Genomic DNA, 16903 nt, shown 5'->3' with positions numbered 1-16903 from the left:
CCATGGCGTCGCATTCCCCCACCCTCGCCAAGGACGGCGAGGCACCCTCCTTCTACATGGAGGAGGATCACCATCCCGAAGGCGGCACCATGCTCGGCTTCTGGATCTACCTGATGAGCGATTGCCTCATCTTCGCGGCCCTGTTCGCCACATACGCCGTTCTCGGTCGCAACTATGCGGCGGGTCCGTCCCCGAAGGACCTGTTCGACCTGCCGCTGGTTGCGCTGAACACCTCGATGCTGCTGTTCTCCTCCATCACCTATGGCTTTGCCATGCTGGAGATGGCCAAGGGCGAACAACGGCGCATGCAGCTTTGGCTCGGCGTGACCGGCCTGTTCGGCCTCGCCTTCATCGGGCTCGAACTCTACGAGTTCGCCCACCTCATCCATGAGGGCGCCGGACCCCAGCGTAGCGCCTTCCTGTCGTCGTTCTTCACGCTGGTAGGCACCCACGGCCTGCACGTGACCCTCGGCTTGGTCTGGCTCATCGTCCTGATGGTTCAGACCGAACGGAAGGGCCTGATCCCGGAGAACCAGCGGCGCCTTCAGTGCCTGTCGATGTTCTGGCATTTCCTCGACGTCATCTGGATCGGCGTCTTCACCTTCGTCTATCTCATGGGAGTGCTGCAATGAGCGCCGCCAGCCAGTCCGCCCATGCCGCTGACCATGAAGAGGACGTGAAGGGCCACGGCGACCAGAGCGGTCATGGCTCCTTTAAGGGCTACGTCACCGGCTTCGTGCTCTCGGTCATCCTCACCGCCATTCCGTTCTGGCTGGTGATGGGCGATGTGCTTGGAAACCCCCGCCTCACGGGCCTTGTCATCATGGGCTTCGGCGTGGTGCAGATCGTGGTCCACATGGTCTACTTCCTCCACATGAACACCAAGTCCGAGGGTGGGTGGACGATCCTGGCGCTGATCTTCACCCTGACGCTCGTGGTGATCACGCTCACGGGCTCCGTCTGGGTGATGTATCATCTGAACACCAACATGATGCCGATGACGCCGACCAGCCTCCATCAGCACCATTAGCGCATCGCCCCGGAACGGTATCCTGTTCACTAGACAGACGATGCGACACCGGAAGCCCATGGCCCTGTTCCGGATGCGAAATCCGCGGCGGGGCCATGGCTTTTGTGCCGACCCGCTCCGATGAATACGGGGAGATCCTCGCGACGCGCGACGCCGACGCTTGTTGCGGTCGGCGTCCTGACACTCGTGGTCGTGGTGGCTTTCGCGGCACTCGGGACATGGCAGGTGCAGCGCCGCGCGTGGAAGCACGACCTGATCGCCCGGGTCGACGCGAGGATCCAAGCCGATCCGGTCCCCGCCCCAGGGCGCGCGGACTGGCCCGCGCTCGATGTCGGGACAGACGCCTACAAGCGCGTCGTCGCCACCGGGACCTTCGCATATGACCGGGAGACCCTGGTCCAGGCGGTCACGGAACTCGGCGGCGGTTTCTGGGTGATGACGCCGCTGGTGGGGGCCGATGGTTCCACCATCCTTGTCAATCGCGGCTTCGTTCCGGCGCAGATGCGCGATGCCGCGACCCGCGAGATCGGTCGGCGGGCGGGTGAGGGACGCGTCACTGGTCTGCTGCGCTTGTCCGAGCCCGGTGGCGGTTTCCTCCGCCGCAACGACCCCGCTGCCGATCGCTGGTACTCGCGCGATGTGGCGGCCATCGCCGCTTCGCGTCGCCTCGGCTCGACCGCGCCCTACTTCATCGATGCCGATGCGGAGCCCAATCCCGGCGGGTATCCCGTGGGCGGGCTCACCGTGGTCGCCTTCAGCGACAACCACCTCGTTTACGCGCTGACTTGGTATGCGCTCGCCATCATGGCGGCGGCCGGTGGCGCTTACGTGATCCGCGACGGGATGCGCCTGCGCGACGCCTGACCGGTCAGCCCTCCTCCGGAACCCAGCCGATGGTCTGCCGGAGAAATCCCATGCCGAGGGCGAGGAAAGCGGCCGTCTCGGAATTGTCCTTGCCATAGCCGTGGCCGCCGGCCGCCGGCTCGAAGAAGGCCGGGTCGTAGCCGAGATGGCGCAGCTTCTCCGCCATCTTGCGGGCATGCCCCGGATGGACGCGGTCGTCCCGTCGTGTGGTGGCGATGAGGATCGGCGGATAGGGCTTACCCGCTTCCGCTGTGTGATAGGCCGAGATGGCGCCGAGGAAACTCCAATCCGCCTCCACATCGGGGTCACCGTACTCGGCGACCCAGCTCGCACCCGCCAGCAGCTTCGAATAGCGCCGCATGTCGATGAGGGGGATCGTGCAGAACAGGGCGCCGAAGCGCTCGGGGTAGCGGGTCAGCATGTTGGCGATGAGGAGGCCGCCGTTCGAGCCGCCCTGTGCGGCGATGCGCTGGGGTTTCGTGACGCCGCGCGCCACGAGGTCTGCCGCCACCGCCGCGAAATCGTCATGCGCCAGCGCCTTGCCCTCGCGCCGCCCGGCCTGGTGCCAGCGGGTGCCGAACTCGCCACCGCCGCGGATGTTGGCGACCACGCCGATGCCGCCCTTCTCGAGCCAGAGCTTGCCGAGCACGGCCTGGTAGGTGGGAAGCAGCGAGATCTGGAATCCGCCATAGGCTGACAGATGCACCGGCGCGTCACCGCTCGCCCCGGCGGGGCCGACCTGGACGTAAGGGATGCGCTCGCCATCCACCGAGATGGCCTCGTGGCGGGTGACCGTCAGGCCCTTCGTATCGAAGGCCGATGGCGTCGTGCGCAGGATGGCGGGAGCCGAGAGATCGCCGGGGATCGACAGCAGCGTCGGCGGCGTCAGCGGATCCTGTACCATCGCGAGGAGCGAGCCGTCCGACTCGCTCGGCTCGGAATCGAACGGCCAGACCGAGACGCTGCCGATCTCCGGCAGGCCCGGCAGGCTCAGGCGGTTCCAACCGCCTTCCCTCGGTTCGAACACGCTGTAGGCGGGACGCAGGTCGTCGAGGGCATCGACGATGAGGCGCGGGCCGGCCCAGGAGACGTTCTGCAGCGCCCTGCGCTCGGAGGGCGTCCACAACACGGTGAAGGCGCGATCCCCGTCGAGGAAGGCCGGAAGGCCGATGGCGAGGACCGTGTCGGGCCCGTGGACCACCCCGCCGACGCTCCATTCCGAGCGGGTGCGGATGGCCAAGTGATTGCCGTGGGGAGAGATTTCGGCGTCGGTGGGGGCGTCGATGCGGTGGGTCGGGCCAGTTCGATCGCCGATATGCAGGATGCCGTCGAAGAAGCCGGTGCGCTCCATGAACACCACGCGCTCGGAGGGCGCATCGTGGTCGACCCCGCCCCACAGCCCCATATTCTCGGGCGCGGTCTCGAACAGGATGGTGGCCGCGAGCGGGTCCTGGCCGCGCGTCCAGAGCCGAACCGTGCGCGAATAGCCGGAGCGGGTGGCCATGCCCTCGCCGAGCGCGCTCGACAGGATCAGCGTGTCGCGGTCGAGCCAATCCGCCCCGCCCTTGGCCTCGGGCAGGGTGAAACCATCGGCGACGAAGCTCAGCGTCGGCAGGTCGAATTCGCGCAAGATGGTGGCGTCGCCCCCTCCCCGGCTCAGCTTCACCAGGGCGCGGTCGTGGCTGCCGGGGATGAGCGTCGCGCCGCCCCAAACCCAATCCACGCCTTCGGTTTTGGCCAGGGCATCGATGTCGAGGAGGGTTTCCCAGGCGGGGGTGCCGGCGCGGTAAGAGGCCTCGTCCGTGCGCCGCCACAGGCCGAGGGGATGCTCGGCATCGCGCCAGACGTTGTAGAGGAGATCGCCGCGCCGTGACACGAGGGGGATCTTGTCAGGCCGGTCGAGGATGGCCTTCACCGCCTCGCGGTCGCGCTCCATCACAGGGTCGGTGAAGCGGGCCAGCGTCTCGGCATTGCGCGCCTCGACCCAGGCGACCGCCTCCGCGCCCTCCACCTCTTCGAGCCAGAGATGGGGGTCGTCATCGGGTTCGGCGCGGGTGGGACGGGGGTCGAAGGAGGGGTTCGTCGGCTGAATCATGCCTCGAAACTAGGGCGATTCCACCGGAATGGCGACGGCTTCCGAGCGGAATCGGACCCCCCTTTCGACCGGTACGCGACGGGGCTTCGCGCGAATCTCTAACCCTCGAGCGTTCCCCAGCTCGGCTTCCATGCGCTTTGCGGATCGATGACCACGATTTCCATGCCGCCCTCGTTGGCCACGTGCACGGCGATGCCGAAGGCCTGGGCGATGGGAAGCAGGCCGGTGGTGCTGAACTGGCGTCCGTCGGCGAGCTTCACTTCGCCCTTCACCTCGTCGCCGGCCTTCGACAGGCAGAGCGTGACCGCGCTGACGACGGGGGCGTGAACGCGCCGGAAGACGTTGGGCATCGAGAGACCTTCGGACTGTGTCGCGACAAACGAAAAGGGCGGCACGAGGCCGCCCTTTCCAAAACCTGAGTAAACCGAAACGCTCAGCGCTTCGAGAACTGGAAGCTGCGGCGAGCCTTCTTGCGGCCGTACTTCTTGCGCTCGACCACGCGGCTGTCGCGGGTCAGGAAGCCTTCGCGCTTCAGCGGCGCGCGCAGCTCAGGCTCGTAATAGGTGAGCGCCTTCGACAGGCCGTGACGGACGGCGCCGGCCTGGCCGGAGAGACCGCCGCCATGCACCGTGACCGTGATGTCGTACTGGTCGACGCGGTTGGCGATGGTGAGCGGCTGGCGCAGGATCATGCGCAGCACGGGGCGGGCGAAGTAGGTCTCGACCGTGCGGCCGTTGACCACCACGGTGCCGTTGCCGGGCTTGATCCAGACGCGGGCGACCGCGTCCTTGCGCTTGCCGGTGGCATAGGCGCGGCCCTGGGCGTCGAGCTTCTGAACGTGGACGGGCGCCGCGTTCTCGGGATCTTCGACGTTGGCGCGGTTCAGGTCGGAGAGGGACTGGAGGGTCGCCATGATCAAGCGCTCACGTTCTTGCGGTTGAGGCTGCCGACGTCGAGCGCCTGCGGCTGCTGGGCGGTGTGGGGATGCTCGGTGCCCTTGTAGACCCGGAGGTTGCCCATGATCTGGCGGAACAGCGGTCCACGGGGGAGCATGCGCTCAACGGCCTTCTCGACCACGCGCTCGGGGAACCGGCCGTCGAGGATGAACTTCGCGGTCCGCTCCTTGATGCCGCCCGGGTAGCCGGTGTGGTGGTAGTACACCTTCTGCTCGCGCTTGCGGCCGGTGAACTTCACCTTCTCGGCGTTGATGACGATGACGTTGTCGCCGCAATCGACGTGGGGCGTGTAGGAAGCCTTGTGCTTTCCACGCAGGCGCATCGCAATGATGGTGGCGAGCCGGCCGACGACCAGACCCTCCGCATCGACGATGATCCACTTCTTGTCGACGTCGGCGGGCTTCAGAGAAAAGGTCTTCATCCCGTGGCGTTCCGTATGATGTCTTGCAAAACGATGCACCGCCACGTGAGACACGCAGCGGCGTTGGAGGCTGCAATACGGGGCGACGGGTGAGTCGTCAAGGCATTTCCGATGACGGGAATCGGCAAAAACCTCAAGGAAACGAAGTGTTTCGGGGGTGAGGTATCAGGATACCGCATCCTTCCCGTTCCCCTCCCACCCGCGACCTCATCCTGAGGCGCCCGCGCCAGCGGGCCTCGAAGGAGCCCTCCAGCGATCTCGCGCGAACTGGACCCCTCCTTCGAGGCCTTCGCTTCGCTGCGGCGCCTCAGGATGAGGTGGATGGGTGGGAATGGCCGGCCGCTTCGGCGGGTTCGAGACTGGGCATGTCGCGATCGGTGAGCGAGATCGGCTGAAGTGGAAGGAAGCGTGGTTGTCCGGGCCTGGGATATCCGGCACCGGCTCCCCCTCTCCCCTCTCCCCTCTGCGGGAGAGGGTGGCCCACGAAGTGGGTCGGGAGAGGGGAGCGCGTTGTCCGGAGAGGTCGCCCCCTCTCCCGCCTGCTCCGCAGGCACCCTCCCCCGCAGAGGGGGGAGGGTGGCGTGCCCGCTCACCGCTCGGGCGGGATCGAGGATGCTAAGCGGTGTCAGATAAGCGAAATCGGCTGAAGCGTGAGGAAGCGCGGTTGTCCGGGTCTGGACCATCCGGCACCGGCTCCCCCTCTCCCGCCTGCTCCGCAGGCACCCTCCCCCGCAGAGGGGGGAGGGTGAGGTGACGGCTCACCGCTCCGGCGGGATCGAATAGGTCCCCGTGGCGTGGCAGACGAGGTCGTCCGAGCCGGTGGCGAAGAGGCGTGCCTCTCCCACCGCGAGGCGCTTGCCGAGCTTGAGGAGCGTCGCCTCGGCGACGAGGCCGGTGGGGCCGGGTTTGCGCAGGAAGTTGAAGGAGAGGTTCGTCGTCACGGCCAGACCCACCGGGCCGATATTGGCGAGGATCGCCGCGTAGAGGGCGTAATCGGCCAGCGCCATCATGGCCGGGCCGGAGATGGTGCCGCCGGGGCGCAGGAAGCGCTCGTGATAGTCGAGCCGCATCCGCGCGGAGAGCGGACCCACCGATTCGAGGTGGAAGGCCGGCCCGTCATGGTTCATCTGCGGGAAGTCCCGCTCCAGGAAGGCGATGGTCTCAGGCAGGGTCATAGTCGTTGTCATGGCTCGCCTTGCAGCACGGGGCGCGATGACGGACAAGTCTATGAGCCCGTCACGCAAGAGTCCCGATGACCGACCCCGTCGCCGCCAGCCAAGACTCCTCCCGCCACGACCGCTATCCCGATGCGCTGATCCGCCGCCTCCTCACGGAGACGAAGACCATCGCCCTCGTGGGCGCGTCCGCGAACCCGGCCCGGCCGAGCTGGATCGTGCTGAAATACCTGCTCTCGCGCGGCTACGACGTGATCCCGGTCAATCCCGGCCTCGCCGGGCAGGTGCTGCTGGGCAAGCCCGTCGCCGCCCGCCTCGCCGACCTCCCCGGCCCTGTCGACATGGTCGAGATTTTTCGGAACTCCGACGCGGCCGGCGGCCTCGTGGACGAGGCCCTGGCCCTGCCGGTGCCGCCGAAGATCGTCTGGATGCAGCTCGGTGTCCGCGACGACGCGGCCGCCGCCCGCGCCGAGGCGGCGGGCCTCACCGTAGTGATGAACCGCTGCCCCAAGATCGAGTACGGGCGGATCTCGGGTGAGATCGGCTGGACCGGGGTGAATTCTCGGATCTTGAGTTCGAAGCGGCCGGTTTTGGGGGGTAAGGGGGTGCAAAGGCTGACGATTGAGCGGGGGTAAAGGACGACTTGAAGTCGTAATTTGTACCCAAAGCATTCTCGATGCGAGGACATTTATGGAAAACAGGATTATTTTACAGACCGACGAGCCTTCCGAGCGGATGGATTTCACGTTCAAACCAGGCGAAGTGACGGTCGTTACTGGACCAAATGGAGTAGGTAAATCAGCATTGTTGGACGAGGTTACTCGTTATCTGAACCATCAAAGTGACGTTGAAATGTTTTCTGGGCACCGACAGATTACGTTTCAATCGGACGATGTCGATCAGGTTGGATTAAGCTTAGCGAATTTTGCATTGCAACTACGTTCACATCCAGATCATGTGAATAGGTATAGAAATACCTGGGGCGAACAGCATTTAAAGTCGGTTATTAAGCGAGTTATAAACTGCCAAAATCAGTCGAACAACAACATGATTGAGGATTTTCGTGATGGCGTGAGATTTCATGATGCCGAAAAGAATAATCCTCGTGCTATAGATATGATCAATGCTGTCTTTTCGGCAGGCAGATTGGCGGTTGAGATTATTCTAGATGAGGGTACCGTTAAGGCACGAAGAAATGGAGCAATCTATGGTATTGACCGGCTTTCAGATGGAGAAAGGGCAGCATTGCTTCTGGTTGGCGCAATCGTAACGCGTCCAAAAGATTCTTACATTGCGTTTGATGAACCAGAAAGACATTTAAATCCAAGTATTTCGTCGTCGTTAATATCGGCTGCCGTTCGAATGCGCGGCGATGTCGGGTTTATATTTGCTACTCATGATTTGCCACTAATCGAATGGCTTCGTCCAGATAGAATTATACATGTGCGCGATTCATCGATTTATTCGGTTGCGCCAGAAACTCGGCGATATAAGATATCATTAATAAAAGCAGACGAAGAAATCGACGAGAAGCTTAAATATTCGATTCTTGGAAGTAGGAAGGCGTTGCTGTTGGTTGAAGGGACTGCAAGTTCTGAAGACAAATCGTTATATAGTGCTTTATACCCCGGATGGAACGTCGTTGCGAGAGGCGGGTGGGAGACATTGTCGGGGGACGTTAAGTCTTTGCGGGCGAATAGTGATTTTCATTGGCTGAAAGTTTGTGGGATAATCGATAATGACGGGCGCGATCACGTAGAGCAGTTAAAGCTAAAAGACGCAAGTATCTACTCGTTGCCATGCCCAACCATCGAGAACTTATTTTTCCATAAGGCTGCGATTGTGGAGATGTCAAAATCTGCCCATGAATTCTTCGGCGAAGCTTCATCAGAAGAGATGATAAATACATTTGAGCAGTCAGTAAAAGCGCTATTTCTTGCTAATAGAACGGAAATTGTCACCCGAAAAATCGTTTGGGCGGCCAATCGCTTGATTTCCGAGCAGAAAGTGTCTGTCGATTCAATACGTGGAGGTCAAACTAAAATTGAGGCTGTAGATTTAGGTAAAGTCCGAGACTCTGTGGAAAGCAGCTTCGCTGCAGATCTAGACCAACTTGACCCCTATGGCATGCTGCAATCCATACCAATTAAAAATACTTCTATTCCATCAAAAATTTCCGGATTTTTCGGCTTCCCAAATTTTAAAAACTACAAAAAAGCTTTTATTTCACATATTGAGCGGAATACCCCTCATGGTCGTTCGATAAAAGCTGCTCTCAAATTGTCTTTACCTGTTCTTCCAGGGATAGAAGAATAAGTATTTATGAAAACTAAATCTGGCCCAGGGTCTGTGCTCCCGTCTCCTCCATCAACGCCACAGCCACAAAGCTAATCCCAGCCGCCACGGCCAGATACAACCCGACCCAACCGATCCCGCCCCACTCACTCAGCCGCTGCGCCAGATACGGCGCGGCGGAGGCGCCCAGGATGCCGGCGAGGTTGTAGGTCACCGAGGCGCCGGTGTAGCGGACGCGGGTGGGGAAGAGCTCGGGCAGCAGGGCGCCCATGGGGCCGAAGAGCCAGCCCATGGCGAAGAGGCCAAGGCAGAGGAAGCCGAGCACCAGGCCGCCCTGCCCGCTCCCCAGCATCGGGCCGAGGAGCAGGCCGAGCGAGGCGGTGAAGGCGAGGCCGGTGAGGAGGACGGGGCGGCGGCCGTAGCGGTCGGCGGCCCAGCCCGAGAGCGGGATGCCGAGGGCCATGAACAGCACGGCGACGCATTCGAACAGCAGGAAGGTCGGGCGGTCGAAGCCGAGCTTCGAGACGCCGTAGCTGAGGGCGAAGACGGTGGAGAGGTAGAACACCGCGTAGCAGGCCACCATGGCGAAAGTGCCGAGCAGCGTCGCCTTGATGTATTTCGTGAAGATGACGGCGAGCGGCACCCGCTCGGGCGGGGCCTTCTCCATTGCCGCCTTGAAGACCGGGGTCTCGGTGAGCTTCAGGCGGACATAGAGCCCTACGCCCACGAGCACGGCGGAGGCGAGGAACGGGATGCGCCAGCCCCAGGCCTGGAAATCGGCGGGGCTCAAGGCCAGCGCGAGGCCGAGGAAGCCGAGATTGGCGGTGATGAAGCCCACCGGCGCGCCGAGCTGCGGGAAGATGCCGTAGAGGGCGCGTCGCCCCGGCGGGGCGTTCTCCACCGCCAGCAGGGCGGCACCCCCCCATTCGCCGCCGAAACCGATGCCCTGGCCGAAGCGCAGCACGCAGAGCGCGAAGGGCGCCCACCATCCGGCGGTGGCATAGGTCGGCAGGCAGCCGATGAGCACGGTGGAGAGACCCATGATCATGAGCGAGGCCACCAGCGTCGCCTTGCGCCCGACCCGGTCGCCGAAATGCCCGAAGAACGCCGCCCCCAGCGGCCGCGCGATGAAGGCGATGGAGAAGGTAGCGAAGGCCGCCAGCGTCTGCACCGACGGATCGTCGGCCGAGAAGAAGATCGGCCCGATCACCAGGGCGGCGGCCGTGGCGTAGACGTAGAAATCGTAGAACTCGATCGCCGTGCCGACGAAGCTGGCGATGAGGATCTTCGCGGCGGATACGGGAGGGGGCGGAGCGGGCTGGAGCATGCGGCGCTATAACCGCAGGCGGGGGCGAGTGCCATGCGAATTCGTGCAGGATCGTGCCGGGGGGGGCTCCTCCCTCCCCCTTGTGGGGAGGGATCGAGGGTGGGGGTGGTGCCGGACATGGCGCGACTCTTCCGCAACCACCCCCACCTCCGGCTCCTCCCCACAAGGGGGAGGAGAGGCGCCCTCCACCCGCGCGTCACCACTCACCCTTGACCCGCGCGCATCGTCCGCCATAAAGAACTTCTGTTCGTTTAAGCGGAACGGGGGCGTGGTTCCTCTTCCGTCTGGCCCGGCACAGGCGCTAGAACGATGTCCAGTGCGTGCCCGCCGGCCCCCGGAGTAAGTGATGACCGACCGTATCCCAGGCTTCAACACGCTGGCGATCCATGCCGGCGCCGCTCCCGATGCCACCACGGGCGCGCGGGCCACGCCGATCTACCAGACCACGTCCTTCGTGTTCGACGACGTGGACCACGCCGCCTCGCTGTTCGGGCTGCAGGCCTTCGGCAACATCTATTCGCGCATCACCAACCCCACCAACGCGGTGCTGGAAGAGCGCATCGCGGCGCTCGAGGGCGGCACCGCCGCCGTGGCGGTCGCCTCGGGCCACGCGGCCGAGTTCCTCACCATGCACGCGCTGATGCAGCCGGGCGACGAGTTCGTGGCGGCCAACAAGCTCTATGGCGGCTCGATCAACCAGTTCAACCATTCCTACAAGAGCTTCGGCTGGAACGTGGTCTGGGCCGATACGGACGACCCGGATTCGTTCGAGCGGGCGATCACGCCGCGCACCAAAGCGATCTTCTGTGAATCCATCGCCAATCCGGGCGGGGTCATCACCGACATCGCCGCCCTCTCGGTGATCGCCAAGCGCCACAAGATCCCGCTCATCGTCGACAACACCATGGCGACGCCGTACCTGATCCGCCCGTTCGAGCACGGGGCCGACATCGTCGTGCATTCGGCCACCAAGTTCTTGGGCGGCCACGGCAATTCCATCGGCGGCCTCGTGGTCGACGGCGGCACCTTCCCCTGGGCCGGCGACGACCGCTACCCGATGCTGTCGCAGCCGCGCCCCGAATATTCCGGCATGGTCCTCTCCGAGACCTTCGGCAATTTCGGTTTCGCCATCGCCATCCGGGTGCTGGGGCTGCGCGACCTCGGCCCGGCGCTCTCGCCGTTCAACGCCTTCCTCATCCTCAACGGCATCGAGACCCTGCCGCTCAGGATGCAGCGCCATTGCGACAACGCTCTCGAGATCGCGACCCATCTCAGCACCCATCCGGCGGTGGAATGGGTGAGCTATCCGGGGCTGGAGACCGACAAGTACCACCAGCTCGCCCGGCGCTACACGCCGCTCGGCTCCGGCTCGGTCTTCACCATCGGCCTCAAGGGCGGCTACGAGGCCGGCGTGAAGCTGGTGGCCAATCTCCAGCTGTTCTCGCATGTGGCGAATATCGGCGATACCCGCTCGCTGGTGATCCATCCGGCCTCCACCACCCATCGCCAGCTCACCGACGCGCAGAAATCCGCCGCCGGCGCGGGGCCGGAAGTGGTGCGCCTCTCCATCGGCATCGAGGACCCGGCGGATCTGATCGACGATCTCGACGCGGCGTTAAGCGCTTGATTTTGCTGGCAGGCCCGTGCGCGATCCCGGCTCGACCCCCTCGGGTTGACCCTCGTCGGCGTCGGGACTACCCCGCGAACCAATCCCCCATCGAGATCGTTCGCATTGCATGACGCATGATCCTTTCGAGACTTCCGGCGAGCCCCCGGTCATCCTCCTGGTGGAAGACGACGGCCTCCTCCTGATGGAGGCGGCCGATACCCTGGTCGATGCGGGGTTTCGCGTCCTCGAAGCGCCGCAGGCCGACAAGGCGCTCACCATCCTCGAACGCAACGAGGAGATCGACCTGATGATGACCGACGTGGACATGCCGCAGGGCTCCATGGACGGGTTCGCGCTGGCCCGCCTCGTCGCCCATCGCTGGCCGACCATCCCGGTCCTCGTCGTCTCCGGCATGGGCACGCCCGGCCCGCATGACATGCCCGAGGGCGCGCGCTTCATCCCGAAGCCCTACGCGCCCACCACCCTGGTCCGGACATTGCGGGCCTTCGCCAGGCGCGTTGCCTGACCCCGACACCTCTTTCGAAGATCGCGACGCCCATCATGGCCACCGAGACCCGCCCGCTCCGCTTCGCCACCCAGGCCGTCCATGCCGGCGCGGCACCCGACCCCGCCACGGGCGCGCGCGTCCAGCCGATCTACTTCACCAACGGCTTCGTGTTCGAATCCACCGAGCAGGCCGCCGACATTTTCGCCATGCGGCGCACCGGCTTCTCCTATTCGCGCGGCTCGAACCCCACCGTGGCTGCCCTGGAGCGCCGGGTGGCCGCCCTGGAAGGCGCCAAGGCGGCCGTGGCCGTCTCCTCGGGCCAGTCCGCCCTCCTCCTCGTGCTGATGACGCTGATGAAGAGCGGCGACGCCTATGTCGCCTCTCCGCGCCTGTTCGGCGGCTCGCTGGGGCTGATGAACCGGCTCGACGCGCGCTACGACCTCAAGCCGCTCTTCGCCAAGGGTCTGACGCCCGCCGATTTCGAGGCCGCGATCACGCCGGAGACGAAGGCCATCGTCTGCGAGTCGATCGTCAACCCCTGCGCGACGGTGATGGACATCGCCGGCATCGCCGAGGTGGCCAAGCGCCACAACCTTCCCCTGGTGGTGGACAACACCCTCGCCTCCCCGGCCCTGATCCGGCCGATCGAGCACGGGGCCGACATCGTGTTCCACTCGACCTCGAAGTTCCTCGGCGGGTCCGGCCAGACCATCGGCGGCATCATCTGCGATGCCGGAACCTTCGACTGGCCGTCCGCAGAGGGGCGCTACAACCTCATCACCGAGCCCTGGGCCGATTACGACGGGCTGGTCGTCTCCGACCGCTTCCCGGATTTCAGCTTCGCCGTGGCCTGTCGACTCTTCGGCCTGCGCGATCTCGGCCCCGGCCTGTCGCCGATGAACGCCTTCCTGACGCTCACCGGCATCGAGACCCTGCCCCTGCGCATGAAGCGGCATTGCCAGAATGCCAAGGCGGTGGCCGCCTTCCTCAAGGACCATCCGGCGGTGGCATGGGTGAGCTATCCGGCGCTGCCCGGCCAGACGGGCGAAGAGCTTGCCGCCCGCTACGTGCCGGAGGGGCCGGGCTCGATTTTCACCTTCGCGCTGAAGGGCGGAGAGCCGGCGGCGGTGAAATTCATCATGGGCCTGGAGCTCGTCTCGCACCTCGTGAACATCGGCGAGATCAAATCCCTGGCGATCCACCCGGCCACCACGACGCACCGCCAACTGAGCGCGGCGGACAAGGCGGCGGCCCTGGTCGGGCCGGAGACCGTGCGCCTGTCCATCGGTCTGGAGAACGTCGAGGATCTGATCGCCGATATCGCCCAGGCGCTGGATCAGACCGCCGCCTGATACCAAGTCTCACTGACCCTATCCCATAGGTCAGGGTCAGTGAGGTCCGGCGGACGACCGCCGCCGCGCCGTCGCGCGGGCAAACCTCGATGAGTCAGACTCATCGAGGTCTGGTATGATCAGGCGAATTTGAGCCCAGCCGCGACCGCTGCTCCCACGGAGGCGGCCCTGCCGCCGTGCTTGTTGAGGAACCACGGCACCCGGCTCTGCGGCATGGGCTTGCTGTACAGGTAGCCCTGCGCATAGGCGCAGCCCTGCTCGCGCAGGAATTCCGCCTGAGCCTCGGTCTCGACGCCCTCTGCGGTGACGTCGAGACCGAGATTCTGGCCGAGTTGCACCACCGCCGTGACGATGGCCGCATCGTTGGGGTCTCGTTCGAGGTCACGCACGAAGCTGCGGTCGACCTTGATCTCGTCCACCGGATACTGCTTCAGGTGGGTGAGGGAGGCGTAACCGGTTCCGAAATCGTCCAGGGCGACGCGGATGCCGGCGCGGTGCAAGTCCGAGAGGATCGCGGAGACGCGGTCGCCATGGCCGCCGAGGAGAACCGTCTCCGTCACCTCCACGCCGATCCTGTCATGGGCGAGTCCCACGGCGGAGAGATCGGCGATCAGGCATTCGGCGAGGTTGTCCTGCGCGAACTGCGCCGAGGACAGGTTCAGGAACACCCGCCCGGGATCGTACCCTTGCGCGATCCATCCCGCGATGTCGGCGAAGATCTGGCGCGCGAGGACATGGCCGACGGCGATCCCGATCTCCGCATCGTCGAAGACCGTCGAGAAACTCGCCGGCGAGAGGAGGCCGCGGGTGGGATGCTGCCACCGTGCCAGGGCTTCGAAGCCCATGATCCGACCCGTGGCGAGGCTGATCTTGGGTTGGTAATAGGGGATCAAGCCGCCGACTTCGAGCGTCGACCTCATCTCGCGGGCGACGGAGACGCGATGTTCGATATCCGCCCGGAGCGCCGGAATGAAGAGCGTCGCGCGGTTTCGTCCGGCCGCCTTGGCCGCGTAGAGAGCGAGGTCCGCATTGGTGAAGAGGTCGGTCGAATTGGCGGCGTGTTCCGGGTAGAGGGCGAGGCCGAGACTGGCGCGGGGCGAGACCACGCGCCCCGATACCGCCATCGCCGGTTTCAGCACGTCGAGGATCGCCCGGGCCAGGGCATGGATGCGCCGGCTCGGCTGGTGACGGTCTTTCTCGCAGGGTGCGATGATGACGAACTCGTCGCCCCCGAGACGGGCGACGAGATCGTGTTCGCCGATGGCTGTGCCGAGACGCCGGGCGACCTCCTTGAGCACGGCGTCGCCCGCCTCGTGGCCGAGGGTGTCGTTCACTTCCTTGAACGCATCGAGATCGATGAGGATGAGGCCGACGCGCTCTCCTGACGCCTCCGCCCGGCTCAGCGCCGCATCGAGGGTCGTCTGGAACAGGGCGCGGTTCGGCAGCCCGGTGAGGACGTCGCGCTGGGCAGCTAGGCGGATCCGCTCTTCCACCGCCTTGCGACTCGTCATGTCGACGAGGCTCGAAATGATGCGGGTCGACCCGTCCATCTCGACGGTGACCGCCGACAGCATGGCGTCCCGTCGCACCCGCCCCCTGGCTCCCGTGCTGATCTCGATCTCGTTGGCGGTCCCGGTCCTGTCGAGTTCCGCCTGGATCAGGCGGCGGGCATCCCCGCTGAGAAGATCGCGCGTCCTGTATTGTGTCAGGTCTTCCCGATCGTCGAGCCCGTAGAAACGATTGGCGGCGTCGTTGGCATCCACGATCTGGCCGTCGTCCCGGCGGGACACCACGATCGGGATCGGCACCGCCTTGAACATGGTCTCGAACAGGCGGCGGCTTTCCGCCAGTTCCGTGTTGGCACGGCGCTCGGCCTGGGTCGCCATCCATTCCAGACGCCTGAGGCGGTTGGAGCGCACGACGAACAGCAGCATCGCGATGTTCGATACCAGCACCGCGAGGCAGATTCCGAAAGCCGTGGATGGCAGGGGCCCGGGCAGGAGATAGCCCGCCGTGAGCGCGACCGACGCGATCGCGCTGCTCGTCACGCTCCAGAAGAAACGCGTCGGCACGACGATCATGTAGATCGCGGGCAGCAGGAGCATGACGAAGAGTGCGATGTCGGATCGCGACGAGCATAGGACCGCGACGCAGCCGGCGACGATGATCTCCCACGTCACCATGACGGCCTGCAGCCTGCCGAAGCTCGCGACGTTCCGCGTCGCCAGTAAACAGATGAGCGAGATCAGGATGACGCCGCTACGGGCCGGTACGGCGACCCAGAAATGGGTCTGTCCCGCAAAGCGCCAGTCACTCAGGAGAAAGAGCGTGTTGAGGAGAACGCCGCAGAGGAAGACCAGCCGGCCATGGCGCAGGGTCTCGGGCAGGCGCTCCTGCTGGAACGCCGTTTCCCGCGCGACCGAGACGAATTCGCCGCCAATGGCACTGAGACGATGCTTCCACATGGTGCATGACACTCTCATGCAATCGTCGCGCAGGCGTTAAGAACCGGCTCAATCGATAACAATAATCACTCTTTGGCCTTGATCCTGGTCAGGGCGCGCAACGCCCCGCGCAACGTCCGGACATCCTGCTCCGTCATGGCCATGCGATGGAGCATGTCGCGCATGTTGCGGGCGATCACGTCCCGCTTCTCGGGCGGATAGAACCCGCCTGCGTCGAGGCTGCCTTCCAGGCTGGCGACGAGGGAGGCCATCGCCTCGCGGGTGGCGGGCGGCGACTGCATCTCGCCGGTGAAGGGGAGCCGGGCCAGGCCCGAGGCCTTGCGCCATTCGTATCCCACGAGGAGCACCGCCTGGGCGAGGTTGAGGGACGGAAAGTCGGGCGACACGGGAAAGGTGACGATGGCGTCGGCGAGCGACACCTCGTCGTTGGTCAGCCCGATCCGCTCCCGGCCGAACATCACGCCGACGCGCTGTCCCGCCCGCGTAACCACATCCGCCATCGCCTCCTCGGGGGCATAGGCGCGCTTCATCTGTCCGCGCTCGCGGGCCGTGGTGGCGAGCAGATAGTTCAGGTCGGCGATGGCCTCCGGCACTGTGGCGAAGACGGTGGCGTCGTCGAGGACATGCGTCGCCCCGGAGGCGGCCTCGCGCACGCCCTTCTTCGGCCAGCCGTTCTTGGGGGCCACGAGGCGAAGTTCGGACAGGCCGAAATTGGCCATGGCGCGGGCGACCATGCCGATATTCTCGGCCAGTTGCGGTTCGACCAGGATGACGACGGGGGCGATCATCGTCGCCCTCTGCCATGG

16 protein-coding genes are annotated in these 16903 nt (G+C 64.9%); 8 read left to right on the top strand and 8 right to left on the bottom strand.

Annotated features, from left to right (window positions below):
* Nucleotides 1-2: 2 nt before the first annotated feature.
* The 3 genes from cyoC (at nt 3) to ASF26_RS09265 (ending at nt 1894) form a co-directional block, all read left to right on the top strand.
* On the top strand, nt 3-632 hold the full coding sequence (cyoC, locus tag ASF26_RS09275) for a cytochrome o ubiquinol oxidase subunit III (protein WP_056158042.1): 630 nt from the start codon (nt 3-5) through the stop codon (nt 630-632).
* Nucleotides 629-1030 carry a cytochrome o ubiquinol oxidase subunit IV gene (gene cyoD, locus ASF26_RS09270; RefSeq protein ID WP_018042802.1) on the top strand — a complete coding sequence of 134 codons (402 nt, stop codon included), beginning with the start codon at nt 629-631 and terminating at the stop codon, nt 1028-1030. Before cyoC ends, cyoD begins: the two co-directional genes overlap by 4 nt.
* A gap of 120 nt (nt 1031-1150) precedes the next feature.
* Nucleotides 1151-1894, top strand: a complete 744-nt coding sequence (locus ASF26_RS09265; RefSeq protein ID WP_056252533.1) for an SURF1 family protein — start codon at nt 1151-1153, stop codon at nt 1892-1894.
* Nucleotides 1895-1898: 4 nt separating this feature from the next.
* On the opposite strand, the gene ASF26_RS09260 is transcribed toward ASF26_RS09265, so the two are convergent.
* The 5 genes from ASF26_RS09260 to ASF26_RS09240 all read right to left on the bottom strand — a co-directional run bounded on the left by ASF26_RS09260 (nt 1899) and on the right by ASF26_RS09240 (nt 6553).
* On the bottom strand, nt 1899-3989 hold the full coding sequence (locus ASF26_RS09260; protein WP_056252529.1) for a prolyl oligopeptidase family serine peptidase: 2091 nt from the start codon (nt 3987-3989) through the stop codon (nt 1899-1901).
* Nucleotides 3990-4087: 98 nt separating this feature from the next.
* Nucleotides 4088-4339 carry a hypothetical protein gene (locus ASF26_RS09255; protein WP_056252525.1) on the bottom strand — a complete coding sequence of 84 codons (252 nt, stop codon included), beginning with the start codon at nt 4337-4339 and terminating at the stop codon, nt 4088-4090.
* A gap of 83 nt (nt 4340-4422) precedes the next feature.
* A complete protein-coding gene (gene rpsI, locus ASF26_RS09250; RefSeq protein ID WP_026175762.1) occupies nt 4423-4902 on the bottom strand; it encodes a 30S ribosomal protein S9 in 480 nt (159 codons plus the stop codon).
* Nucleotides 4903-4904: 2 nt separating this feature from the next.
* Nucleotides 4905-5366 (bottom strand): 50S ribosomal protein L13, encoded by a 462-nt coding sequence (rplM, locus tag ASF26_RS09245; RefSeq protein ID WP_056252523.1) that lies wholly within the window; start codon nt 5364-5366, stop codon nt 4905-4907.
* Nucleotides 5367-6124: 758 nt separating this feature from the next.
* A complete protein-coding gene (locus ASF26_RS09240; RefSeq protein WP_056252520.1) occupies nt 6125-6553 on the bottom strand; it encodes a PaaI family thioesterase in 429 nt (142 codons plus the stop codon).
* Between the two features lie 65 nt (nt 6554-6618).
* Between ASF26_RS09240 and ASF26_RS09235 the strand changes: the two genes are divergently transcribed.
* Both ASF26_RS09235 and ASF26_RS21970 read left to right on the top strand, forming a co-directional pair.
* Entirely contained in the window at nt 6619-7176 is a 558-nt protein-coding gene (locus tag ASF26_RS09235) for a CoA-binding protein (protein ID WP_056252517.1), read from the top strand.
* 100 nt (nt 7177-7276) lie between these two features.
* On the top strand, nt 7277-8857 hold the full coding sequence (locus ASF26_RS21970; protein ID WP_162240221.1) for an AAA family ATPase: 1581 nt from the start codon (nt 7277-7279) through the stop codon (nt 8855-8857).
* Between the two features lie 13 nt (nt 8858-8870).
* Here the strand turns inward: ASF26_RS21970 and ASF26_RS09230 are convergent, their stop codons facing one another.
* A complete protein-coding gene (locus ASF26_RS09230; protein WP_056252513.1) occupies nt 8871-10163 on the bottom strand; it encodes an MFS transporter in 1293 nt (430 codons plus the stop codon).
* A gap of 346 nt (nt 10164-10509) precedes the next feature.
* Between ASF26_RS09230 and ASF26_RS09225 the strand changes: the two genes are divergently transcribed.
* The 3 genes from ASF26_RS09225 to ASF26_RS09215 all read left to right on the top strand — a co-directional run bounded on the left by ASF26_RS09225 (nt 10510) and on the right by ASF26_RS09215 (nt 13632).
* Nucleotides 10510-11790, top strand: coding sequence for an O-acetylhomoserine aminocarboxypropyltransferase (locus ASF26_RS09225; RefSeq protein WP_056252510.1), 1281 nt, complete (start codon nt 10510-10512; stop codon nt 11788-11790).
* A gap of 109 nt (nt 11791-11899) precedes the next feature.
* Nucleotides 11900-12298, top strand: coding sequence for a response regulator (locus ASF26_RS09220; protein ID WP_056252506.1), 399 nt, complete (start codon nt 11900-11902; stop codon nt 12296-12298).
* Nucleotides 12299-12333: 35 nt separating this feature from the next.
* On the top strand, nt 12334-13632 hold the full coding sequence (locus tag ASF26_RS09215) for an aminotransferase class I/II-fold pyridoxal phosphate-dependent enzyme (RefSeq protein ID WP_056252504.1): 1299 nt from the start codon (nt 12334-12336) through the stop codon (nt 13630-13632).
* 119 nt (nt 13633-13751) lie between these two features.
* Here the strand turns inward: ASF26_RS09215 and ASF26_RS09210 are convergent, their stop codons facing one another.
* Both ASF26_RS09210 and ASF26_RS09205 read right to left on the bottom strand, forming a co-directional pair.
* Nucleotides 13752-16097: a bifunctional diguanylate cyclase/phosphodiesterase gene (locus tag ASF26_RS09210; protein WP_056252502.1), complete on the bottom strand. Its 2346-nt coding sequence runs from the start codon at nt 16095-16097 to the stop codon at nt 13752-13754.
* 65 nt (nt 16098-16162) lie between these two features.
* Nucleotides 16163-16885, bottom strand: coding sequence for an RNA methyltransferase (locus ASF26_RS09205; RefSeq protein WP_056252499.1), 723 nt, complete (start codon nt 16883-16885; stop codon nt 16163-16165).
* Nucleotides 16886-16903 lie beyond the last annotated feature (18 nt).

This window comes from Methylobacterium sp. Leaf93 (genome assembly GCF_001422345.1).
Classification (GTDB): Bacteria; Pseudomonadota; Alphaproteobacteria; order Rhizobiales; family Beijerinckiaceae; genus Methylobacterium; species Methylobacterium bullatum.
Note: the sequence above shows the minus strand (reverse complement) of the source record. Positions and strands in the feature narration are given on the sequence as shown.